16 protein-coding genes are annotated in these 24,007 nt (G+C 46.2%); all 16 read right to left on the bottom strand.

Features of this window, described 5'->3' with window-relative positions; all coding sequences use genetic code 11:
- Positions 1 to 107: 107 nt before the first annotated feature.
- Positions 108 to 2,570 carry a DNA gyrase subunit A gene (gyrA, locus tag ACR8BL_RS28390; protein WP_434750625.1) on the bottom strand — a complete coding sequence of 821 codons (2,463 nt, stop codon included), beginning with the start codon at positions 2,568 to 2,570 and terminating at the stop codon, positions 108 to 110.
- A gap of 12 nt (positions 2,571 to 2,582) precedes the next feature.
- On the bottom strand, positions 2,583 to 4,562 hold the full coding sequence (gene parE / locus ACR8BL_RS28385; protein WP_434750624.1) for a DNA topoisomerase IV subunit B: 1,980 nt from the start codon (positions 4,560 to 4,562) through the stop codon (positions 2,583 to 2,585).
- Positions 4,563 to 4,638: 76 nt separating this feature from the next.
- Entirely contained in the window at positions 4,639 to 5,628 is a 990-nt protein-coding gene (locus ACR8BL_RS28380; RefSeq protein WP_434750623.1) for an ABC transporter permease, read from the bottom strand.
- Positions 5,621 to 6,592: an ABC transporter ATP-binding protein gene (locus ACR8BL_RS28375; protein WP_434750622.1), complete on the bottom strand. Its 972-nt coding sequence runs from the start codon at positions 6,590 to 6,592 to the stop codon at positions 5,621 to 5,623. Before ACR8BL_RS28375 ends, ACR8BL_RS28380 begins: the two co-directional genes overlap by 8 nt.
- On the bottom strand, positions 6,593 to 7,459 hold the full coding sequence (locus ACR8BL_RS28370; protein WP_434750621.1) for a GDSL-type esterase/lipase family protein: 867 nt from the start codon (positions 7,457 to 7,459) through the stop codon (positions 6,593 to 6,595).
- A gap of 239 nt (positions 7,460 to 7,698) precedes the next feature.
- Positions 7,699 to 8,424 (bottom strand): CAP domain-containing protein, encoded by a 726-nt coding sequence (locus ACR8BL_RS28365; protein WP_434750620.1) that lies wholly within the window; start codon positions 8,422 to 8,424, stop codon positions 7,699 to 7,701.
- Positions 8,425 to 8,718: 294 nt separating this feature from the next.
- Positions 8,719 to 9,177: a GNAT family N-acetyltransferase gene (locus ACR8BL_RS28360; RefSeq protein WP_434756504.1), complete on the bottom strand. Its 459-nt coding sequence runs from the start codon at positions 9,175 to 9,177 to the stop codon at positions 8,719 to 8,721.
- On the bottom strand, positions 9,167 to 10,354 hold the full coding sequence (purT, locus tag ACR8BL_RS28355) for a formate-dependent phosphoribosylglycinamide formyltransferase (RefSeq protein ID WP_434750618.1): 1,188 nt from the start codon (positions 10,352 to 10,354) through the stop codon (positions 9,167 to 9,169). The genes ACR8BL_RS28360 and purT overlap by 11 nt, the downstream gene beginning before the upstream one ends.
- A 254-nt stretch (positions 10,355 to 10,608) precedes the next feature.
- Complete coding sequence (locus ACR8BL_RS28350; protein WP_434750617.1) at positions 10,609 to 11,631, bottom strand: NAD(P)/FAD-dependent oxidoreductase; 1,023 nt, start codon at positions 11,629 to 11,631, stop codon at positions 10,609 to 10,611.
- 69 nt (positions 11,632 to 11,700) lie between these two features.
- Complete coding sequence (locus ACR8BL_RS28345; protein ID WP_434750616.1) at positions 11,701 to 12,714, bottom strand: ABC transporter substrate-binding protein; 1,014 nt, start codon at positions 12,712 to 12,714, stop codon at positions 11,701 to 11,703.
- 129 nt (positions 12,715 to 12,843) lie between these two features.
- Positions 12,844 to 14,502: an AraC family transcriptional regulator gene (locus tag ACR8BL_RS28340; RefSeq protein WP_434750615.1), complete on the bottom strand. Its 1,659-nt coding sequence runs from the start codon at positions 14,500 to 14,502 to the stop codon at positions 12,844 to 12,846.
- A gap of 257 nt (positions 14,503 to 14,759) precedes the next feature.
- Positions 14,760 to 16,610 (bottom strand): ABC transporter ATP-binding protein, encoded by a 1,851-nt coding sequence (locus tag ACR8BL_RS28335; protein WP_434750614.1) that lies wholly within the window; start codon positions 16,608 to 16,610, stop codon positions 14,760 to 14,762.
- Positions 16,607 to 18,379, bottom strand: coding sequence for an ABC transporter ATP-binding protein (locus tag ACR8BL_RS28330; RefSeq protein WP_434750613.1), 1,773 nt, complete (start codon positions 18,377 to 18,379; stop codon positions 16,607 to 16,609). The genes ACR8BL_RS28335 and ACR8BL_RS28330 overlap by 4 nt, the downstream gene beginning before the upstream one ends.
- 392 nt (positions 18,380 to 18,771) lie before the next feature.
- On the bottom strand, positions 18,772 to 22,443 hold the full coding sequence (locus ACR8BL_RS28325; protein WP_434756501.1) for a dynamin family protein: 3,672 nt from the start codon (positions 22,441 to 22,443) through the stop codon (positions 18,772 to 18,774).
- 428 nt (positions 22,444 to 22,871) lie between these two features.
- Positions 22,872 to 23,144 carry an NAD/NADP transhydrogenase alpha subunit gene (locus tag ACR8BL_RS28320; protein ID WP_090917088.1) on the bottom strand — a complete coding sequence of 91 codons (273 nt, stop codon included), beginning with the start codon at positions 23,142 to 23,144 and terminating at the stop codon, positions 22,872 to 22,874.
- Between the two features lie 20 nt (positions 23,145 to 23,164).
- Positions 23,165 to 23,863, bottom strand: a complete 699-nt coding sequence (gene nth / locus ACR8BL_RS28315) for an endonuclease III (RefSeq protein ID WP_123066077.1) — start codon at positions 23,861 to 23,863, stop codon at positions 23,165 to 23,167.
- Between the last annotated feature and the right edge of the window lie 144 nt (positions 23,864 to 24,007).

The following is a 24,007-nucleotide window of genomic DNA, read 5'->3' as shown; positions in this document are numbered from 1 at the left end:
GTTAAACTTCGCTTGATGGCGCGCTTCACATCCGCCCAGGAACAACAAAAAAAGACTCTTCACCCGACAGAATCAGCACTGCCTGTGAAGAGTCTTTTATTCCTTTTTTAGGAGTTCGATCCCGATTGACCCTCATTAAAATCCTGAATCAACTCAGTAATTTCGTCCTGTTTATCCACCGAAACAATCAATTTACCGATATGCTTACGCTCTGTAATAGGTACACTTTCGGATGAAATCGAATGCACATGTCCTTCTTTGGTCATTACCGTCAACTGACGTTGCTCTCTGCAATAGAAAGCACCGGCGATACGGCTTCCGTTCGGCTTGACACGTTTACCTTCCTTAAATTCAAAGGTCACCAGTCCTTTGCCTCCACGGCTCTGCAATGCATAATCCAGAAGCAAGGAACGTTTACCGTAACCCAGGTCAGACAATACAGCGACCTCGCCCTCATCTCCCTCTACCCATAAAGCAGAGACAACTTCATCCGTATCTTTTAACTGGATACCACGGACACCACCAGATACACGTCCCATCGGATTCACTTCATCCTCACGGAAACGAATAGCCATCGCTTCTTTGGTAATCAGCATGATATCTTTACCGCCTGTACTCAAATGTACGGACATGACTTCATCATCCTTGCCCACCTTACATGCGGCTACGGCACCCGATCGCTTCGTAATGTACTCCTTGAGTTCGGTTCGTTTGACCTGTCCCTTGCGAGTCACAAATACCAGGCTGTGATTAGCCTGCTCAAACGATTTGATCGCCAGCACACTAGTGATCCGATCATCCTTCGCCAGAGGAATCACATTAACAATCGCTGTACCCGGGTCTTTCCATTTGAACTCTGGAACCTGATGTACAGGCAGAAGGAAGTATTGGCCTTTCTGTGTAAAGACAAGCAGATTCTCCAGTGTGTTCACTTCTAACACCTGAGAGATATAATCTCCTTCTTTTACACCGCTAGCGCTTCTCTCTCCGCCGGAACGTGTGAAGGACTGCATACTAGAGCGTTTGACATACCCCTCTTTGGACAAGGTTACAAACACATCTTCAGCATTGACCAGCACTTCGAGATTTACCTTGAGTTCCTCTACTTCACCCTGAATGGCGGAGCGACGCTCAATTCCGTACTTCTCTTTAATCTCCAGCAGCTCTTTGCGAATGACTCCGATCAACTTGCGATCACTGTCCAGAATAGAGCGTAAATTTGAAATTTTCTTCATAAGCTCATTCAATTCTTTTTCCAGAGAGTTAATCTCCAGATTGGTCAAACGATACAATTGCAACGTGAGAATAGAATCGGCTTGGCGCTCCGTAAATCCAAACATCCATGTCAGATTATTCTGAGCATCCTGACGATTCTTCGAAGCTTTAATCGCTGCGATCACTTCATCGAGAATGTTCAGGGCTTTCACAAGCCCCTCCAGAACGTGAGCACGGTCCTCCGCTTTCTCCAGCTCGTACTTGGTCCGGAACGTTACAACTTCGCGTTGGTGAGCGATATAAGCTTCCAGAATGGCTTTTAGGCCCAGCTGCTGCGGCGCTTTGTTCACAATCGCAACCATATTAAAGTTATATGTGACTTGAAGGTCGGTTTTTTTTAGCAAATAAGCCAAAATACCTTGTGCATCCGCTTCTTTTTTCAGCTCCACAACAATCCGTAGTCCTTCACGTCCACTTTCATCGCGAACTTCTGCGATACCTTCAACTTTTTTCTCCAGACGGATGTTTTCCATCGCTGTAACGAGACGGGATTTGACCACTTGATAAGGAATCTCTGTAATGACGATCTGCTGTTTGCCACCACGCATATTTTCGATTTCGGTTTTGGAGCGTATGTAGATTCGTCCTTTACCTGTCCGATATGCATCCAGAATACCGTCGCCGCCCATGATTAATCCACCTGTCGGAAAATCGGGGCCTTTCATAAACATCATGATCTCGTCCAGTTCAATGGATGGTTTCTCCATCAAAGCAATGCAGGCATCAATCGCTTCACGCAAATTATGTGGTGGAATTTCGGTTGCAAAACCGGAAGATATTCCGCTCACGCCATTCACAAGCAGATTGGGATAACGGGAAGGCAATACAACCGGTTCCTTGGCTGTATTGTCAAAGTTATCTTTAAACAGCACAGTACGTTTCTCAATATCACGAAGCATTTCCATCGCAATGGATGATAAACGAGCCTCTGTATACCGCATCGCTGCAGCCGGATCATCGTCCTGTGAACCCCAGTTTCCATGTCCGTCCACAAGCATATGTCCCATTTTCCATGGCTGAGCCATCCGTACCATACCTTCATAGATCGAGGAGTCGCCATGCGGGTGATAATTACCCATTACGTCTCCGACCGTTTTGGCAGACTTCCGGTATGTCTTCTCGGGTGTATTACCCGAGTCATACATCGCGTATAGAATACGCCGTTGTACTGGCTTTAATCCATCTCGTACATCGGGAATCGCCCGATCCTGAATGATATATTTAGAATAGCGACCGAAACGGTCACCCACGACCTCTTCAAGAAAGGCCGGCATAAATTGTTCTGATAGACTCATTCCAAGCACCTTCTATTCTTCGTACTCTGTAAAGTCGACATTCTCTACAATCCAGCGTTTGCGAGGATCCACCTTGTCACCCATCAATGTAGATACACGACGCTCCGCTTTGGCTGCATCGACAATCTCCACTTTTAACATGGCACGTGTCTCAGGATTCATCGTTGTTTCCCACAATTGGTCCGGATTCATCTCACCAAGTCCTTTATAACGCTGCAATTCGACGTTATTGCCGAATTCTTTCATATAATTTGCGAGCTCTTCATCCGTCCAAGCATATCTTACGGTTGCCATTTTGCCGGATTTACGTGTGAGTTTATATAATGGCGGCTGCGCAATATATACTTTACCCGCGTCAATTAGAGGTTTCATGTAACGGTAAAAGAACGTAAGCAAGAGCACTTGAATATGCGCACCGTCCGTATCGGCATCCGTCATGATGATGATTTTGGAATAATTGCTGTCCTCTACTGCAAATTCTGTTCCGATTCCTGCTCCGATCGCTGCCGTAATTGCACGATACTCTTCATTTTTCAGAATATCCGCCAGTTTGGATTTTTCCGGGTTAAGCGGTTTTCCCTTTAACGGAAGAATAGCTTGTATTTTGGAATCCCGCCCTTGTTTGGCTGATCCGCCAGCGGAATCACCTTCCACAATGAACAACTCATTACGAGTAAAATCCTTCGACTGCGCCGGCGTCAACTTGCCATTCAGGTTAGAACTTTCACTACGTTTCTTCCCTGTACGCATCTCGTCACGTGCTTTCCGCGCAGCTTCTCTCGCCTTGGAAGCCTGAACAGCCTTGCGAATCAAGGTCTGTGCAACCTGAGGATTCTCTTCCAGGAAACGTTGAATGTTATCCGATACAACCGAGTCCACTGCGCTTCGGGCAGATGCACTTCCAAGTTGATCCTTCGTCTGACCGACAAATTCCACTTCCGACATTTTGACGCTGATGACAGCCATCATGCCTTCACGCAGATCATTGCCTTCCAGATTTTTATCTTTTTCCTTAATCATGCTGGTACGACGAGCGTAGTCATTCATCACACGTGTATAGGCTGCCCTGAATCCGGTCTCATGCGTACCACCGCCGCGAGTAGGAATGGAGTTAACAAACGATGCAATCGTCTCGGTGTAGCCTGCGTTGTATTGAATCGCAATCTCTACTTCAATGTCATCTTTCTCCGCATAGAAGTGAATGACATCATGCAGCACATCCTTGTTTTCGTTCAAATACTCAACAAACTGACTTGCGCCGCCTTCATACATATACTCATCCTGATTGCCTGAGCGTTCATCCTTCAGCACAATTTTCAAACCTGAGTTCAGGAACGCAATCTCCTGAAGACGCTCTGCCAGCGTATCGTAATTCAACTGAATTCCATTCTGAAAAACGCGAATATCCGGTTTAAACGTAACTTTGGTACCTGTGCGATTGGTGTTACCCAATACTTCAAGCCCACTTACAGGTTCCCCTACATGTTCTATGCCTTTTTTATCCTGCCAATATTCAAAACGTTGACGATGGATCTTGCCATCACGGAAGATTTCGACCTCAAGCCACTCCGACAAAGCGTTGGTGACCGAAGCCCCTACGCCATGCAGACCACCTGACTTTTTATATCCTGATCCACCGAACTTACCGCCTGCGTGCAAAATCGTAAACACGACCTGGGGAGTGGGAATCCCTGTTTTATGTATACCTGTCGGAATTCCCCTTCCGTTATCTTGAACCGTAATAGAACCGTCCTTATGCAGCGTGATATCGATTTTGGAGCAGAATTTGGCAAGGTGCTCATCGACAGCGTTGTCTACGATCTCCCATACCAAATGATGTAGACCTGAAGAACTGGTGCTGCCGATGTACATCCCCGGCCGTTTCCGAACTGCTACCAGTCCTTCAAGTACTTGAATGTCGTCCGCGTCGTAGCCCGAGGCGCCCTGTCCTCCGCCTGTCGAACCTGCCGACATATCGATTTGCTCGACCATTCATGCTCCCCCTTCTTAACTTGCAACTACAAAATTGCCTGAAATGCAAACAGATGTTTTCTTATCCTTGTCCATTTTAATTCAAGATATCCCGTTTCGTAAAGACAAGGAATGAGACAATAAGAGATGCCACCCCCCAAACGCTAAGTACAATAAGGGAAAATCCGAGATTCATACCCTCGATTGGCGGTAGTCCGCCAGATAAATATTTAGGTAATTCCAAGTTGACCATGAACAAATATTTCGCCGTCTGCCACGAAGCTGCCATATTGGTTAAAATCGTTCCTGCGATGAGCGCAGCCATCATAATAACAATACTTGCCGCTGTACTGCGTACAAGTACCGATACCATAAACGCCAGAATCGCCACGATAATACTCACAAACCAGATTAAACCTGCCTGCATCAACATATACTGCCACTGGCTTACCGCATGAACAGCAGACATATCCACCTCGGTGCCGACCACTTTGAATCCAGTGAATACAGGCATACCGAACCCTTTGTAGCCAAAGACGGCTCCAGATATAACATAACAGATCACGTATGCAGAAACGACAATGATCGAGACAAACATAATCAATGTAATCAGTTTGCTAAGAAGTACTTTCCACCGTCTAACAGGGCGAGTCAGTAACATCTTGATCGTACCTGTCGTCCGTTCACCAGATACCAGGTCTGAAGCAATCGCCATAATTAAAAGAGGAATGAACAATCCAACGGCATTGTTCATAAACTCCCTCGTAAACGTCACTCCACCTGGCTCCTGGGGATTAATATTATTTTCCAGATAGTATTGCATCTGCTGAATATAAACGGTTCTGTACTTTTTGTACTCTTCAGGCACCCGGTCACTGCCCAGGGAGTTCTGATTATCAGTGATCGCTTGCTGTATTTCAAGCCTCCAGTCACCACCAAACTTGTCTTTGTTATTTTGAGCCGATTTCATCTGTGCATACGTGAACATGGGTACAAGGATGGCCAGAACGATGAAAATAATATAAAGACGTTTCTTCTTGACCATCTTGATCGTCTCGTTACGAATCAGCGGCATAATATTATTCAATAGATTCACCTTCTGTCATTTTTAAGAATAGTTGTTCAAGTGTAGGCTGAATCCGCTGCACACCTTCAACCTGAATGCCTGCCTGAACCATCTGCTGGACCAGATTCGGAATCCGGTCTTCATGCATCTCGGCAACTACAGCATTGGCACCAAGCCCTGCAACAATCGTGTCATCCATCACTTCAGCAGGACGGCTGACCAGCTTAATACCCTGATCGAGTAAAAACTGTCGGCCTGCCTCAAACGGTGTAAGGTGCCATATTGCCACTTCGGAATGGTCTTCAATCAGTTCATTTACACCACCAACTGCAAGCACGCGGCCCGAGCTGATAATTGCAACTCTGTTACAGAGAAGCTGAATTTCACTCAACAAGTGACTGCTAACAAATACAGCCATCCCCTCACTGGCGAGTTGTTTGATAAACTCCCGCAATTCCTTAATACCTTTGGGATCAAGTCCGTTCGTCGGTTCATCCAGAATGAGCAGACGTGGCCTTCCGAGCAATGCTTGCGCAATCCCAAGCCGCTGACGCATCCCAAGTGAATATGTTCTGACTTTATCATGAATCCGTTGATCCAAACGTACAATGTTGACCACTTCCTGAATACGGTCATAATCAACACCTGGCTGCATTCGTGCAAAATGCTCCAAGTTCTCCCACCCGGTCAAATATGTATATACCTCGGGATTTTCAACAATCGAACCGACATATTTCAGTGCCCGTTCAGGGTCCCGGTTCACGTCGTAACCACAGACGCTGATTTTTCCTTCTGTAGGTTTAATCAGATCAACCAGCATACGAATTGTTGTTGTTTTCCCCGCTCCATTGGGGCCCAAAAAACCGAAAATCTCACCAGGTTTGACGTCAAACGTGACATCTTTAATAATCCATTTTCGTCCGATTTTTTTCTTTAAATTCTGTACGGACAAGACGGAATCATACTGCTTTTCTTTTTCTGCCATTTATTTTGCGCTCCCCTCTGCCGGTTTAGTTCCTTGATATTCCTGTGCAATTCGAACAGCCATCTGCTGATACCCTAGTCCATTGGGGTGGAAATGGTCCGATGAAAGATACTCATCCAGATGATTTTCAAACAGGTCAAAGGTGGGCACAAGAGTCATTTTATCTTCATTGTTCAAAATCGACATAGCCGCATCGTTCCAAGCCGCAACAACCGCATTTCCTGGCTTCTCCAGCTCTTTCACATTGCCAAACGGATTATACAATCCAATGTAAGCAATCTGGGCATTCGGATTGATTTCTTTCACTTTCTTCAAAATTTCTTGCAACCTTTTCGAAGTCTCAGGCAATGCAGCAGCCAGTTTCTCAGCAGTTGGCGGGTCTTCACCCTGAAGTACCTGCCCACCCTGGAACAGGTCATTCGCACCGATAGAGAGCAAAATAAAGTTGGATTGCTGCAAGACGTACTTGACACCTTGTTCATCCAGCTTTTTTAACAAAGCATCTGTTCGGAGACCATTGACTCCCAGATTGTTAAGCACCTGCACATCGTAACCCTTTTCTTTGAGCAGATTACCTGCCCGTCTTACAAAACCCAGTCCTTCATCATCTCCCGTACCTCTGGCAAGGGAATCACCGATGACAGCCATTCGAATTTTGCCGTCTTCTACAATGGCTTTATTTCCAGCATCTTGTGTAGGCGCAGAAGTTTTTTGTCCATCATTTAACGTCGAATCCCCTTGAGGAAAAATAACATCTTTTATCGCGTAGCCAAATCCGAATATTAGCAATAATGTGGCTATTATGGATATGGTGCTTACACTTCTCCAGATCCAAGGTGCTGAATCAAGATTTTTGTTCTTTTTCATCCATCACATCTCCAGTCAGGTGCGTATAATTGATAATGGCTTTTGCATCAAGATATTGCTTATTCTAAATAACATAAGTCTTCTGTCGTTAATTTGCAAATTTTGCAGCTGTATTCGAAAATCAGATGTTTACACACCTCAAAAAATGGGAAAAAGCCATATCACACATAGCATTGCGGCCATGTGTGAATATGACTTTTTTATTATAACTTAATTTATAGGTTATTCATTTCCAGTTCTTATTTACCGATAAACTCTTGAGCCCAATAGCCATTATAGAACCCTACACCGATATGCGTGAAGTTTTTGCTCAGGATGTTTGCACGATGACCCGCACTGTTCATCCAGGCAGTGACAACTTCCTGTGGTGTTTTTTGACCTTTGGCAATATTTTCGCCAGCGTAGCTGTAAGTTACTCCGAATTGTTTCATCATATCAAACGGAGAACCGTACGTTGGGGACTGGTGATCAAAATAGTTATTGTTGCTCATATCTTTAACTTTTGCCATAGCGACTTTGTCCAGAAGTGCATCGGATGCCAGGGAACCCAGACCTGCTTTGGAACGTTCTGCATTCACCAGTTTCACCACTTGTGAAGCAAAATCAGATTGTGTGCTTTGAGTACCGTTATTACCTGTGCTTGAAGGATCTTTGGCTGGTGTTGTCGTTGCCGGTTTCTCTTCTTGTACTGGCTTGGCAGGTGTACTTGGTTGTTCAGGCTTCGTTACAGGCTGTGCTGCTGGTTGCTCAACGACTTGCCCCTCAGTAGCCTTGTACCCATTTTGCTTTAGCCATTGCTGGATATAAGCATTCAAGCTATCTGCATTCACAACTTTGTAGGTTGTAACCGTAGTTGCTTTATATGTTGAATCTGCAGCAGACGCGGAGGCGGGAAGCATAATCCCTACGGCGAGTGCAGCTGTCAGACTGCCTGTCACAACGGTTTTCATCCAGTTCTTCTTCAAATTCATTCATCTCCTCAAAATTAATTATTACAACTTTGTAATCACTACTCTAGCAGTATATCAATTCATAAGGAGATTGTGAACCCATAAATAATGGAAAAATGACTATTTTGTCATTATTACTTGTTTCAAAACAGATTAGACAGTTTATACATACAAGCTGTACCGCAGGCGTACAATGTACTTTGTTAACTCAACGCCTTTCATATGTACGTTTAAGATATTAACGTGATATAACCTATAAAAAAAAGGCACTCAGTCAAGTTCACGCTTGCTGAATGCCCGTTTCATCTATTATAAAAGAACCTTACTAAAGCGATAGCCTCTTTTCTGAAAACCAATATGCTCATAGAAGGAATACGTCGTTGAAGTCACTTCACGATTCGCACCTGTGACAAACAATTGCTTACCACCCTGCTTTTTGCTCCAAGCTTCAGCACGAGCCATAAGACGACGACCAATTCCACTGCCACGATGCTCCTGACCCACAATTAAAGATGTAATTTGGGCAGCTGGCTCCGGATAGGCATGACTTTGAACACATTGCAAGCCAATCACACCAATAATCTGTTCATCCACTTCGGCGACAAGCATGCACGCGTTAGGATTGCTCTCCAAACCTTCAATGCGTTCTTTCATAACATTGGTTGTTGTTGGGTAGCTGACCTCTCGCATCAATCCCGTTACCGCTTCAGCATCTCGCAGTTCACACTCTCGGATCATCAGTACAGGGGCCTCCACATTATTGGACATGATTTACCTCCACTTTCAGCATATTTGCGGCTTGAACCGCTGTTTTACGGGCTTCTTCCACATCTGTTCCAGCACTAAGGGCTACAGCCATCCTTCGTCCTTGTTTCGTTTCAGGTTTGCCAAACACACGAACCTGAGTACGAGGTAAAGCCAGTGCATCTTCAATTCCACCTATGGTGAAATCAGATGTTTCAACATCGGCCTTCAGCGTTGCTGAAGCTCCCGGTGTAAGCAAATGTACTTCTGTGACGGGAAAACCAAGAATGGCACGCACATGAAGTGCGAACTCTGAACTATCCTGTGTAACCATTGTGACCATACCTGTGTCGTGTGGACGCGGTGATATTTCACTGAACACCACTCCATCACCAGTAAGGAAGAGTTCAACGCCAAAAAGCCCGTACCCTCCCAGCTCATCCGTAACCGTCTTTGCGATGTGACAAGCCTGTTCCCATTGCTCAGAAGTCATCGCATGAGGCTGCCATGATTCGACATAATCCCCATCTTGCTGGATATGGCCAATCGGCGGACAAAACACGGTCCCTGATGCAGATCTGACGGTAAGTAACGTAATCTCACTCTCAAACTTCACAAAGCTTTCCACGATAACGCGTACGGATTTTCCTCTCGCTCCCGAGAGTGCAATGTCCCAACAATTCGCTGCGTCCTCTGGTACACGGCATACACTCTGACCTTTACCTGACGAACTCATCAGTGGTTTGATAACACAAGGTGTACCTAGCTCACGAACAGCTTCTTGCAACTGTTCTAAACGATCTGCAAAGAGATAAGCTGCTGTAGGAAGATTCAATTGTTCGGCTGCCAGACGACGGATGCCTTCGCGATCCATAGTCAAACGAGCAGCTCGGGCCGTTGGTACGACACAAAAGCCTTCTTCCTCAAGTTCAAGCAGTGCCTCAGTTGCAATGGCTTCAATCTCAGGTACGATGTAATGCGGTTGTTCCTGACGGATCAATTGTTTCAATGCATCGCCATCTAACATGTCGATGCAGTAAGATCGATGCGCGACCTGCATGGCTGGTGCGTTCTCATAACGATCAACAGCGATCGTTTCCACGCCCAGACGTGCGGCCTCAATCACGACCTCTTTACCCAATTCTCCGCTGCCTAGCAGCAGCATTTTTTTGGCTTGAGCCGAAAAAGGAGCACCCCACATGTTCTTTCCAATCCTCCCAAAGAGAAATCTTCTATATCTATTTCTCTATTTTCGGGGTTTTGGTTAAAGATTGCAAGAGTACTCCCTATTTTTCTTGTGAATTTTACAAGATTTTTTGTGTTTTTTCGATCAAATTTTACAAATTACATTTCCGGATTCGATACTCTTTCCATTCCTCCCAATTTTAAGAAACTAAAATTAAAAAAGCCTTCAATTCTGTTTTCCATTTCATTTAACGCTTACATTGGAAGAGTTCATCCATTCTTCAAATCACGATTTTTCTCCCGAAACAGCTCGTTGTGAGACGAAACATACGCCATCTCGTCAGCAGTGGGTTCTACGTATATTTTGGCACTGTTAACCGCAACAATCGCATCATTAAAAGCACCTGCAATCAAACGCACCTTGCCCTCTCGATTCGCGCAGTCTCCTGCAGTAAAAACACCTGATATGTTGGTTTCACCCAGGTGATTCATCGAAATCACCCCTTCGTTCATAACCAAACCACAGCGAGCAATATTGCTTGTTTGACTCGTATAACCATGGCTTATAATTACTTCATCTACTTCAAGACGTATGTTTTCGCCTGTAGCTTTATTACAAATGGCGACTTGGTCTATACGCTCCCCATTGCCATACAAGCGCTCAACCTGAAATGGTGTAAGTACCTTCACCTTTTTTTTCATCTGCTTCACATTGTGTTCCATCGCACGAAAGGCTTCCTGTCTGTGAACTACGGTTACTGTGTGAGCCACATCTGCAAGCTCAAGAGCCCAGTCCACGGCGGTGTTGCCGCCGCCCGAGATCAATACGTTCTTTCCTGCAAAATAATTCAGATTCTGCACTGTATAATGCAGATTACTCCGTTCAAAATCATGTGCACTGTCCAGCTCCAGCTTCTGCACCTCGGCGATCCCTCGGCCAATGGCAACAATAACACTTCTTGTATGATGTGTTTCACCCGTAGCCGTATGTAATGCAATCACTCCATTGTCCAGTCGGGTTAATGCATCCACACTCTGGTTGAATACAACAGTCGGTTCAAAAGTACCTGCTTGCTGAACAAGCCAGTCAATGAGCTTGGCACATTTCATCGGGGGTAGTCCACCTACATCCCATATCGTTTTATCGGAATAGGTGTGCAAAAAACCACCCAACTGATGCTTCCCTTCAATCAACTTCACTTTCATTTCGCGCATGCCTGCATAAAAAGCCGCATACATTCCTGCTGGCCCACCGCCGATAATCGTTACATCAAAAATGTCCTGATCATGCATTTCAAAACACATCCTATCTGTTTATTACCGTTCCGTTCAAAGCTGTATCAAAAGCTATACCTCGGATGTCTATTTGTTTTTCTCTTCAAAAGCCGCAACAATATCATCAATTACATAATTATCTGACATCGGTGCCATTCCAAGATTAAACCATTCTTTGCCACCTGCGAGATATACATGATTGTTTTTGACAGCCTTCAGGTTTTTCCAGATCGACGTGCTTAACAATTCCTTGTATTTCTTCTGAATTTCTTGATTTTCTTCATCATCTAGCTGAATGATCAGATGATCAGCATCGTATTCCGGCAACACTTCCATCGAAATGGACAGACCGGTTTCATCTTTTGGAAAGTTGCTTACAGGTTTTAAACCCAACCGCTTATGAACAAAAGCACCCCGTGAAAGATTGGGACCATTCAAAATAATCTCCTTCTCCATCACCCTGACGTATAAAACGGTCTCATCACCAATAAGGCTATGCAGCTTGTCTGCACCTACTTTCTCATGCTGCTTCAGATCCTCCATGACCTGTTTGGCTTCCGCCTCCTTGCCAAAAATCACAGCAATATCCTGTAACTCCTCAGGCCATTCTTGACGCTCAGGCAGGAGCACGGTTGGAGCAATTTGCGAAAGCTGATCATAATCCTTCTTTGACCACCATGCAGGTGCAATAATTATGTCGGGATTAGCCTCGAGGATGGCTTCAAAATTGGGTGTTTTCCCAATGCCCATCTTCATGGTGTTTTTAAACGGTTCCTGCAGATATTTAGGAAAATCATCATGATAATTTTGTACAGCGACAGGAACAATGCCGAGTGAATATAACAGTTCTGGATATACGACGGATAATCCGACCACACGTTTAGGAGATTTAGGAATCGTTATTTCGCCCATCTCCGTCTGTACGATTTTAACTTCACTATCCTGTGCTTTTTCAGAACCCGTTGTATTCGCTGCGGCACTGGATGAAGTTTTTCCACCCTCTCCGGAACCAGAAGTTACTGGCTCTGCAGCCTGTCCACAAGCGCTCAGTAACAGTAACATCAGAATAACACCTGTAATCACCCACAATTTTGACTTCACTTCTTATGTACCTCCTATATATGAAAAGTAAGATAAATACCAATTAATAATAATTATCATTATCAATTAGATATAGGAGTAGTATATTAAATAATTGCTCTTCAGAATATTGACGATAACGACTTTATATTATGGACGATGTTGCCATAGCTTTAACACTTCATCCAGCATTAATTCATGGGTGAAGGCCGTATAGTCTAGTAGAACACCTGGAATCAGCATATCTATACGCTTGTTTTGCACTGCTTTTGTACCCATCCATACCTCAGACTGTTGCATTTCAGCCCATGTCTGTTTCGATTCTACATCTTCACTTACAATCACTAACGCTCTATCTATAGATAATCCTGCCAGATCATGAATATGCAAATTGTGTTTGTGCCAAAGGCGCTCTATTCCCTCTGGCGCCAAGAGCTGCAGATCAGAATAGAACACGGAGGCAATCGTCTTCGGATTCATTGCCTGTATGACGTCACCCTGCACCCGAAGCACAATCAGCCGATCTTGACGAATCTGCTTCGATAGCTGTGATTGTACCGCAGCAGCTTTTTGGTCGTACCTTTCCAACCAAACTTCAGCAGCCGCAGGCCGATTCATAAATTGAGCCGCACATCTGAGATGTTCCCGCCAATCCCCTTCCGACTGCGAGAGTACACAAACAGGTGCCAGTGAATTTAAACGCTGCAACATGCTGGAGGACATTTCTTCACGAACCGCGATAATATAATCAGGACGGATGGCCTTCAATTGGTCCAAATACCCCTCCTCATCTTCAACTAGAGGTGTAACTTTATCCGTTTCATATTTTCGCCTGTAATACGCTGTCCATGGGTGATCTGCCTGGGCAGCGTAGGGTACAATCTGAAGCGCCAGCAATATTCCAATACCAAGCGAGTGAACTGCAACAATACGCTGTTTGCTGTTGCGTATAAAGGCTGCTGGCGGAAGACCTGAGATTTGTTTAAATTTCCGGCGGAAATACATCTCGTCCTGAAACCCGACACAGGCTGCAACCTCTTTTAATCGAGGACTATAATCATTCCTCATCATCATCTGAGCCTGCTTGATCCGATATATGGTCAAATAATCCATTGCACTACAACCATACATTTTCTTAAATAATCGCATGAAATGACGAGAACTCATCCGCGCAACATCAGCCATATCCTGTATCGTAATTTTTTCCATATAATGTTGTTCTATATACTGTCTGACCTGTTCAATGGGCAAAATGGGGTCGTTTGCTTGTAATACATGAACCATATCACTGAACATCGTGTACAACAGCTCCTGAAAACGTATCTGACCATAATAACGCCGTACCCCATTTTCATCGCGCATTAACTGACGGATCTCCTGACATAACAAATTCACAGCGGCTGGTGAGCTACACCTGATTGCACCGTCGTTCATGCGCATGAACATCTGCTTCATCAACGTATGAGTGGATTCTTCGCTCGTCTCTCCATCGGAAAAAACGCTGAATTGGATCTGGTACAGTCCTCTTTCACCTTTTCCGCGGACCTCTGCCTCGACCAGTTGTCCGGGCAAACCTAGATAGATCACTCCGCTTCTGAGTTCAATAAATTGACCGTCCACGGTGAGCCATCCTTCGCCTTCTGCAATAAACAACAACATATAACTATCGAGAAAATGTTTTCCTAGCCGCCAGCTCGATTCTGAACAGCTTGGTTCTGCCATCTCCAATTCAATCAACTTGAAATGCAGCTGATCCAGCATATCAAAAGATGGATATAAACTAGCCTGTTCTGTGGCTTTAATCTGCATGCTTTTCCTCCAGACATCTCTACTCTAGTACCCAATGTATGATTTAAAATATAACATAATTTCGTGTTGGTTTCTGATTACGATAAAATGAAACTCATTGAAAACAGATCATGGAGACACGTCTGGCGATTAACATTCAAAAAAAAACACTTCAGCACTTTTGCTCCTGTGTTTTCCATCAGGGCAGCCTGATGAAAAAGTCACAAAGAACAAAATGAGCTGAAGTGTCGTCAACATCCAATACTACTAATGATGTTTTATAAAAACCGATACTGCGCTTCAATCAGACCATTGTATACCCCTTGTTTCTGGATAAGTTGTTCATGATCGCCCTCTTCCTTGATCTCCCCGTGATCAAGCACAATAATGTGATCTGCATTGCGAATGGTAGAGAGACGGTGCGCTACCATAAAGGACGTGCGCCCTTTGAGCAACACCTTGAGTGCTTCCTGAATCTTCAGCTCGGTTTCTGTATCGATGCTGGCCGTTGCTTCATCCAGAATCAAGATACGGGGATCAGCGAGCAGTGCCCGGGCAAAGGATAACAATTGCCTTTGTCCCATCGACAGCACATTACCGCGCTCTTCAACTTCGGTGTCATATCCACCTGGCAGCTTCATAATAAACTCATGAGCATTAACAGCTTTGGCGGCTTCTTCCACTTCTTCATTGGTGGCATCCAATCGACCAAAACGGATATTATCCCGAATGGTTCCCGAGAAAATAAATGTATCTTGCAGTACAATGCTGATCTGACTGCGCAGGCTTTCCACAGTCACATCACGCACGTCATGTCCGTCGATGGTCAGACGTCCACCCGTAATGTCATAAAAACGGCTGATCAGATTGATAATTGTACTTTTACCGGAGCCTGTATGACCGACAAGGGCAATGGATTGCCCCGCTGCCGCTGAAAAGCTGATGCCTTTCAGCGCCTGTCTTCCTTTTTCATACTCAAACACGACGTTATCAAATACGATATCCCCTTTAATAAAAGGAAGCGGTTTGGCTCCCTCTTTATCGGCGATATGCGGCTTCTCATCCATGAATTCGAAGATACGTTCAGATGAAGCCATCGCAACCAGCAGCTGATTGTACATCTGTCCCAGACGGTTAATCGGATCCCAGAAGTTCCCCACATAGTTGGCGAAAGCGACCAGCAGACCCACGGTTAATACTTCATTCTGAATGAGAGTTGCACCATACCAGAAGAGAATCAACGTTCCGAATCCACCTGTGATCTCAATTAAAGGACCGAATCCCTGGTTCATCGCGGATGCTTTGTCCCAGGACTTTTTGCTGGACAGGTTCATGTTGTCAAAGTATTTCATGTTTTCTTTTTCTTGTGTATAGGCCTGCGTTACGCGGATTCCTTGAATGGATTCATTCAAGTGAGAGTTGATGCGTGAGTTCTTCATACGCACATCCTGCCACGCCCGGCGAATTAATACCCGCAATTTGGTGGAAATAATGAACATAATCGGCACCGTAATAATGACGGCCAGCCCCAGTTTCCAATTGATTAACAGGAGAATGACAATGATACCGAGCAGTTGCACACAGTCGATCATGACGTTGACTGCACCGTTCGTAAACAAATCCTGCAAGGAGTTGATATCATTCGTAACACGGACGAGCACGGAACCTGCCGGTCTTTTGTCAAAAAAGTTAAACGACAGCTTCTGAATATGTTTGAACAAATCGGAGCGTAGATCATAAATCACTCGCTGTCCAATAATATTCGTCAGTTTGATACGATACGTGTTAGCCGCCCACTGGATGAGATATAAAAGCAATATTGAACCTGCAATCAGATACAGCATTGTCATGCTAGGTAGCCCGTTTTGTGGAGCAATAGCTCTATCGATGGCAAGACTGATTAAGAAAGGTACGGACAATTTCGTGATCGTTCCGAGAATCATCATCAGAATAACGAGCGGCAGGAGCTGCCTTGCATATGGTTTCATGTAAGCAAACAATCGACCGAATTCTTTCCAGTTAAACGGTTTTTCAATAATTTCATCGTCCTGATAGACAAATCGTTCATTCAGTTTTTTATCCGAGGCCCCTTTGGCCTCGCGCCTGTCTGTTATCGTTTCGGCACTCATGAGTTCACCTGCTCCCCAACCTCCCGCTTGCCGCGGGCAATGTAGTCTGCATATTGAATGTTATACACATCCTGGTACGGTCCAGGTATTTGAATAAGCTCCGTATGTTTGCCACGTTGTACCACACGACCTTCATCCAGAACTAATATTTCATCTGCATGCCGCAGAGAAGAGATCCGGTGGGCAATAATAAACGTGGTTCTACCGCGCATAACCTCCTGGAAACCTGACTGAATCTCATGTTCGGTTTCCATATCGACAGCACTCGTGGCATCATCGAGCACAAGAATTTTCGGGTTTTTCAACAGAGCCCGAGCGATAGCAATACGCTGCTTCTGTCCCCCAGAGAGTCCCATACCGCGTTCACCAACGACTGTATCATATCCTTCGGGGAACTCCATGATAAAGTCATGTGCCTTGGCTAATTTTGCAGCACGGATAATCTCCTCCATCGTCACATTTTTCAGCCCGTACGAGATGTTGTTACGTATGCTGGAAGAGAAGAGGAACGTTTCCTGGAACACGGATGCAATCTGACTCCGCAAGCTACGAATACCCATATCTTTGATGTTTTTGCCATCGAGCTTAATTGAGCCGGAGTTAACGTTATACGCCCGCATCAAAAGCTGAATAATCGTCGATTTCCCTGAGCCTGTTCCACCAAGGAAACCGATTACAGAACCGGGCGGAGCATTAAAATTAATATCCGTTACAGCAGGCATTTTGTTGCCGTAGGCAAAGGTTACCGCTTCAAAAGTCACATGACCTTGCACCTGATCAGCCTCCACAATAAGTGGATCTTCCGTTTCTTCGACATCGACCGGTGTGTTCAGAAGCTCAAGCACCCTTTCGCCTGAAGCTTTGGACTGCGTGTAGTTATTGATATGAAAACCCAGACCCCACATTGGACCGATTATGTACCAGATCAAACTGAAAAACGCAACGAGTTCACCCAAGGTGAGCGTCTTTTGAATAACCATTCCTCCACCAATCACAAGCAGAAGTACAACACTTACCGAAGCCAGAATCTCCATAATCGGAAAATAACGGCTCCACAACGTGGCAGCATGAATTTGGTTTGTTTTGTAACGTTCATTCCGTGTGGAAAACTTCTCCACTTCATAAGGCTCTCGTGCAAACGATTTAACCGTTCGAACACCTGTAATGTTTTCTTGCACCGCTGTAGTCAGCGAGCTTAACGCCAATCGCATTTCCTGAAATGCCGGATGAATTCTGGATTCGAATCGAAGCGCAACGAAGGCAAGCAGAGGAATGCAGATGAGTGTCAACAGCGTTAACTTCCAGCTCATCGTCATCATCATAATTGCGCCGAATACAACCATTAGAACCATGTTAAGAATCTGGGCGAAACCAAATCCGATAAAGTTACGGATGGCCTCCAAATCTCCCGTGAGGCGGGACATCAGATCACCTGTTTTGGCCGTATCATAATAACGGAAGGATAAAAATTGAAGCTTTTCATAACATGCATTACGTAATCGGTATGCCAGATAATTACCAAGACGTCCGCCATAGAAACCGTGTAAAAATTGCATGCCCGCTTTCAAAATAACGACTCCTAACACAGTCAGGGCAAGCATGGGAACGTCTTCAAAATTTCGCGGCACAATGACGTCATCAATCAGGATTCGCAGCAGGTTCGGATATACGAGTCCAAGTGCGGTCGCTATGGCGAGAAACAAGATCGATACCAATAAATACGTTCGCTTCTCCCAAAAATAGATTTGCAGTTGCCTGAGAACATCCATGTTTCTCCTCCTCTAAAGTTGCTTAAAATGATATGAACATTTATGAAGTTTATCACCGTCCCTCATTCGCGGCAAAGCGAATAATAGACCATATTCAGGCTACTTTCAGCTTATTATCGCATTGACGGAGACCAATACCCGACTTTCAATCAAATGTTTGAATATTCTCTTTATTTCAGGTTGTTCATGCCAAAAAAAGGCTCCCCATATGCCTTTGCGGCGGGAGCCTTTTCTGATGTTTTTTTGCAACATTTTCAATGGATTGCGGAAGTCATGAATTATTTTACAAACGTTTCCAAAATTTTTACATATACAGCTGACCATTCTGCTCGTAAAGCAGCATGCCATCCGTTGCCTGAAGGTACACATCGTAATGTAAACTCCGTGACCTTCTACTCCTGCATTTCTGTCAATTGAGCAGACAACGCTGCCCATTGCTCCGCTGCAATGCCACTAGCGAGGGTATCTTGTATGCCAGTGACTGCTTCTTCCAGCCTGTCGGTAAGTTGACGAGAGTGATGCTGTACCGATTGATGAACCTGTGTATCATAAAATTGCACCAGCTTCTGTTCTGAAGCCGGAAGCACTTCAATAATCATCTGTTTGAGAACAGGCTCAAATGCATCCTGAAGGCGCTGACGTCCGTCCCCTTCAAAAAACTGCTTCGGATTGCGGAAATAACTCCAATAGTTTTTCCAGCCCGACGGTTCTTCAAGCCGGATTTCCTCCAGTACAGGTGTACTCCACTTCTCATCCAGTGTTAAGAACAAGTCAATGCCACCTGTCAGCTGTTTTACGTCATCCATGCATTCCCTCACTTGCTTGGCAACCCAGGCGTGCCCTGTCTGCTCCAATCGAAGCGTTGTAGCAAGTAATTCCTGCTCCAATTCTATGCCAATGATGCGAAGCAGCTCCCGGCCACATGCTGCGAAAGCCGTTTTCAGGTTACCCTGATCCTCACGCAATACCGATGGATGGAAGGCTTCAGCCATAAACTGACCAAGTCGAAACGAAAGGCGCTGTCTGACATGGAAAAGTAATTCGTTCGTTTCCTGTGACAGTTCTTCCTTCATCGACCGCTGTGCCAATCGCTCAATCCGCTGACGGGACTGTCCCGAGATTGTCTCCAGTTCATCTCGCCGCTGACGCAGTGCTTCTTCTCCTTGTGCCGCATCATCTGCACGCTGCTGCAACCGCTGAATGACACGTGCCATCTCTTCGGACGCTCCGCCCACTGCCAGATCAGCCAGTTCTTTGCCTGCAAATTGATTAAATTCTTCTTCAAATCGGACAAAGCCGGATTGCTGCAGCAGATCCGTTTTTCCTTCCATTTTGCCCTCCATCGCTAGCATGCTGGATACCGGGAAAAGACGTGGCGAACGAATACCGTTGCTCCGTAGCTCTGTACCTACATGATCAAGCACCTGCTCCAACTCTTCGTCCGAAGATGATAAGTCACTCGCATTCACGACAAAGAACATCTGATCCATTGCGGAGCTGTCTTTAACCCGTCCGAGTTGATTCAGGAATTGTCGATCTCCCTGAGAGAAGGCGTGATTATAATAGGTTACAAATATAAGCGCATCGGCATTCTTCATATAATTGAACGTTACCCCTGTATGCCGGGCATTAACCGAATCCGCTCCCGGTGTATCCACAAGCACAATCCCCTGTTCTGTGACATCACAGCTGTAATACAGATCAATGGAATCGACAAAACAGGATTTCTTCTCATTGGCGACAAAATTACGGTAGCCGTTTAAATCCACCAGCACATCCTGCCCAAGCTGATCCGCCGTCTCTTCCCAACCAGCCGCAGCTGCCTGCAAAAAGCTGTAATGCGGACGTCCTGCCGGATGCACATCTTTGGGCGTGAGCGATTTCACCCGCTTCTGCCATTCCGTATCCGGCTCCCCAAGCCCAAGCAGGCGGAAGGAATACGCCAGGTCTTCCTGGAAGGCATCCCGGGTCTTCATGCGAACCCGGGCAGTGCCATGCTCCGCGCCGCCGGCCGGAGCCATGATGCGGTTAATCGCCGCTGTCGTTGGATGCGGCGATACGGGGAGGATTGCTTCGCCCAGCAATGCGTTGGCGAAGGAGGATTTGCCCGCGCTGAACGCACCGAATAGCGCGAGGGTGAACGTGCCGCCCTCAAGCGAAGCTGCGCGTGCACGCAAATCCCGTACCGCCGACCCCATGGCGGGGTACGGCTCCACCAGCGCAGCAGCGGCTTCCAGCCTTGCCGCTGCTGCGTCCAGGCGCCGGCGGCGTTCCGCGCCAGCCGCCGCCGGTGCGCCCTGCGCCGCTGCTTCGCGCGGCGGCGCAGGGGCCAACGTCTGTGGCTGCGCCGCCACAGACGCGGACGTGCCCGCCTGCGAACCGGAAGCTTCGCCCGGTTCAGGCGCGGGCACGTGCGGGCCCTTCACCTCCGGCAATAGCCCGGAGGGGAGGGGACCCGCAGGAGGCAGCAGGCTGCGCAGCCCTGCTGCCTCTTCGGCGGCGGCGCGCTGGAGCGCCGTGTAGCGTGCCGCCGCCGCGGATTGCGCCAGCAGCGCTGCGCGGCTGGCGCCCAGCGCCTGGAGCGCGGCTTCGCCCTGCGCAGCCAGCGCTTCCAGGATGCGGTCGGCCAGCAGCATGGCCGACTTGCGGTACCGGGCCTCAATCTCGCCCCGGACATCTTTGCTGAATTGCAGCACATACTCGGGCGAGAGCTCTGCACTCGCGCTTCGTTTCAGTTCAAGCAATTCTTCATCTATTGCAGGCAGCTCGGTGTTAAGCGCCTGCTCCCACGTTGCATCCCACACTTGATAGGTTTCACCTAGCTGTCTGAGCATCGTGCGGATGTGCACCTCCACTTGACTGGAGGTCTGATCCTGAAGCAGTCTCACCAGTTCCGAAGTACGACGCTGTTTCTCCTGCTCCGTTTTGCCACCGGAGAAGAGCAGACCTACACGGAAACCAGGCCTGCGACTCTCCAGATAGTCAGCTGCCGAAGTACGGATATCTGCTGGAGTAAGGTTGGCGTTGGCAAGTAGCGAATCAACCTCTGCTCTGAACTTCTCACGAACTTGTGAGGGTTTCGTCCGAAGCTCTGCAGCTTGTTCATCCAGGAGTGCAAGCTCGCGCTCCAATCGTTCAATGCCTTCTTGTCCACCAATTTCCTCAAGCAGCGCAGTTTCCTCGTCTTCTCTCTTTCCAGCCTCTCTCGCAAGATACTGCTCGGTGATATGACTGGCCGAACTTACCAAACTGTGTGAAATCAGTTCTTCCTTCTTTTTCATCAGCTGTGTAATCAGCTCTGGCAACTGACTCCACTGATTATATCGATGCTGCTGGTCACGTAAAGAAGTGAATAACAGGCCGTCATAACGTACTTCCCATGCAGCAAAGATCGCCTCTACCCCTTGCACATATTGATCAAACGAAAGCTCCCGCTCCCGATGTTTGTCGATCTGATTCACAATCAGAAACAGCGGCTTGCCCCAGTCGGACAAACTTTTGGCAAAGGATAGATTCGTCTCCGACTGAACATGATTGTAGTCCATCACATAAAACACAACATCAGCCAGATGCAGTGCCGAATGTGTAGCCAGACTATGTCCGCGATCCGTGGAATCCACCCCTGGTGTATCCAGCAGTACGGCTTCATCTTGCAACAGCGGAATGTTATCCCATACTTCGATGGAGCTGTAAGCCCCTCCATTTTTACAATACGCTTCAAGTTCCTCTGGTGAAACCTCCAGCGTGCCTGCTTTATTGTCAGCGCTTACGTTCGGTGACGTATAAATAAGCGCTCTCGGCTTGCCGTTGCGTATCGCGACAACATTGGCACTGGTTGGCACGGGACTTGATGGCAGTACCCGCTTGCCGCACAAACTGTTGATCAAACTCGACTTGCCTGCCGAAAAATGTCCACAGAACGCAATCGTCAGATATTTCGTTTCAGCCTTGCTGATTAAATCCGTTAGTGCTTCTACAGCGGTATGGTCTCCAGACTGTTTCATTGCTTCACGCAGCGGTAACAAAGGTGTGGCCATTTCTGCTGGGTAATCTATTCTGGACATGACTGGCCTTCCTCCTGGCTCCTCTAATTTGACATCCGTTTCGACGTCAATCTCTGTTTTATCTCCATATAGTTTAACATCATCATGTTTGAATTTGAACGATTTGACCCGAATCTGCATGTAGATGGATTCCAGATCAATATAAGTTCAAAACGAGATGATTTGCCCTCGCGATGCTATCAAAGTTTCTTTTGAATCAACGCATCATCCCATGTTGTGCGTTTCCGTATCGTTGTCTTTACCTCAGTCCCTTATGTATCTATAAAAAAATAAAACCGACATGTCGGTTTTATTCAGGTCATGCTTTTAACTCCCACACTAATCAGGGACGTTTATCATCAAGTAACTGGCTGCATGACAGCTTACACTAACGATCGCTTCTCGGCAATGTCAATGCAACCAGGTTCTTGATCATATGTTAATTAAATTTAAGATACTGCGTTTTCCATTGTAGGCAACAAGATTTCAAAAACTTGACCATGCTGCAAAATCGTAATGCCACGGCCTTTGTCTCTCATCACAACAACCTCAGGTTTTGTAGACATACGCTCCAGATAATGCTCAGGCACGTCGCCAGAGTGGCTTACAGTAATGCCTTCCACTTCTTTTTCTTCGTTCTCAGCCATTTCCTGCTCAACGATTTGCTCAAAAATATCGGAGAAGGCTTCAAAATTGTCAGTGTATACGGAAATGCATTTCATTGTTATTCATCCTTTTCTGCTTAAGAATTTAATTTTCGTTTTCGAGTGGTAACACGTTCCTTATCTTTCCTGATCTGGGACGTTTTCATACGTTTTTTCCCTTCCCTGCATATGTCCAGCAACGGACAGATATGACATTGGGGAGTTTGAGCCTTGCAATGGTAGCGTCCAAAAAATATAAACCGGTGATGAGTAATAGTCCACTCATCCCGAGGTACGCGCTTCATCAGTTTCTTCTCAACTTCAAGTACGGAGTCATCCCAACCAGCGAGCCCCAGTCTCTTCGACACACGTTCAACATGAGTATCTACCGCAATAGCTGGTACCCCAAACGCATTCGAAACGACAACATTCGCAGTTTTTCGCCCCACACCTGGCAGGGTAACAAGCTGATCATGTTCCTGCGGTACATCTCCGCCATACTGCTCTATTAAAATTCGGCACATGTTCTGGATATGCTTCGCCTTGTTTCGGTACAATCCGATTCGCCGGATATCCTGCTCCAGCTCTTCAAGAGGAACTGCCAGATAATCCGCAGGGCTTTTGTACTTTTGAAACAAATCTGCAGTGACCTTGTTCACCGTCTCGTCTGTGCACTGCGCAGATAAAAGCACCGCTACTGTTAATTCAAATGCATTGCTGTGATTTAATTCGCAATGTGCGTCAGGAAACATGGCTTCCATTGTTTCGAGTATATGTCTTACCGTCGCTGCATTCATGAAGAGCTACCTCCCACAAGTCCGCTCCACGAACCGGAGCCTTACTTCAAGCTTCAGCCAAGTAGCTTGGCGGGGATCGAAAAAGCTTGCAAAAAAAACGTCCTGATGCGGGAAAGATCCCGTATCAAGACGGTCATTCTTTTG

The sequence above is a fragment of the Paenibacillus amylolyticus genome (assembly GCF_051136285.1).
GTDB classification, from domain to species: Bacteria; Bacillota; Bacilli; order Paenibacillales; family Paenibacillaceae; genus Paenibacillus; species Paenibacillus amylolyticus_F.
This window is presented reverse-complemented; position numbering and strand designations above follow the sequence as displayed.

Bases quoted from the DNA above. Each gene is read 5' to 3' on its own strand.
- gyrA (WP_434750625.1), bottom strand. From the start codon at position 2,570: ATGAGTCTATCAGAACAATTTATGCCGGCCTTTCTTGAAGAGGTCGTG.
- parE (WP_434750624.1), bottom strand. From the start codon at position 4,562: ATGGTCGAGCAAATCGATATGTCGGCAGGTTCGACAGGCGGAGGACAG.
- ACR8BL_RS28375 (WP_434750622.1), bottom strand. From the start codon at position 6,592: ATGGCAGAAAAAGAAAAGCAGTATGATTCCGTCTTGTCCGTACAGAAT.
- ACR8BL_RS28370 (WP_434750621.1), bottom strand. From the start codon at position 7,459: ATGAAAAAGAACAAAAATCTTGATTCAGCACCTTGGATCTGGAGAAGT.
- ACR8BL_RS28360 (WP_434756504.1), bottom strand. From the start codon at position 9,177: ATGTCCAATAATGTGGAGGCCCCTGTACTGATGATCCGAGAGTGTGAA.
- purT (WP_434750618.1), bottom strand. From the start codon at position 10,354: ATGTGGGGTGCTCCTTTTTCGGCTCAAGCCAAAAAAATGCTGCTGCTA.
- ACR8BL_RS28350 (WP_434750617.1), bottom strand. From the start codon at position 11,631: ATGCATGATCAGGACATTTTTGATGTAACGATTATCGGCGGTGGGCCA.
- ACR8BL_RS28340 (WP_434750615.1), bottom strand. From the start codon at position 14,502: ATGCAGATTAAAGCCACAGAACAGGCTAGTTTATATCCATCTTTTGAT.
- ACR8BL_RS28335 (WP_434750614.1), bottom strand. From the start codon at position 16,610: ATGAGTGCCGAAACGATAACAGACAGGCGCGAGGCCAAAGGGGCCTCG.
- ACR8BL_RS28330 (WP_434750613.1), bottom strand. From the start codon at position 18,379: ATGGATGTTCTCAGGCAACTGCAAATCTATTTTTGGGAGAAGCGAACG.
- ACR8BL_RS28325 (WP_434756501.1), bottom strand. From the start codon at position 22,443: ATGTCCAGAATAGATTACCCAGCAGAAATGGCCACACCTTTGTTACCG.
- ACR8BL_RS28320 (WP_090917088.1), bottom strand. From the start codon at position 23,144: ATGAAATGCATTTCCGTATACACTGACAATTTTGAAGCCTTCTCCGAT.
- nth (WP_123066077.1), bottom strand. From the start codon at position 23,863: ATGAATGCAGCGACGGTAAGACATATACTCGAAACAATGGAAGCCATG.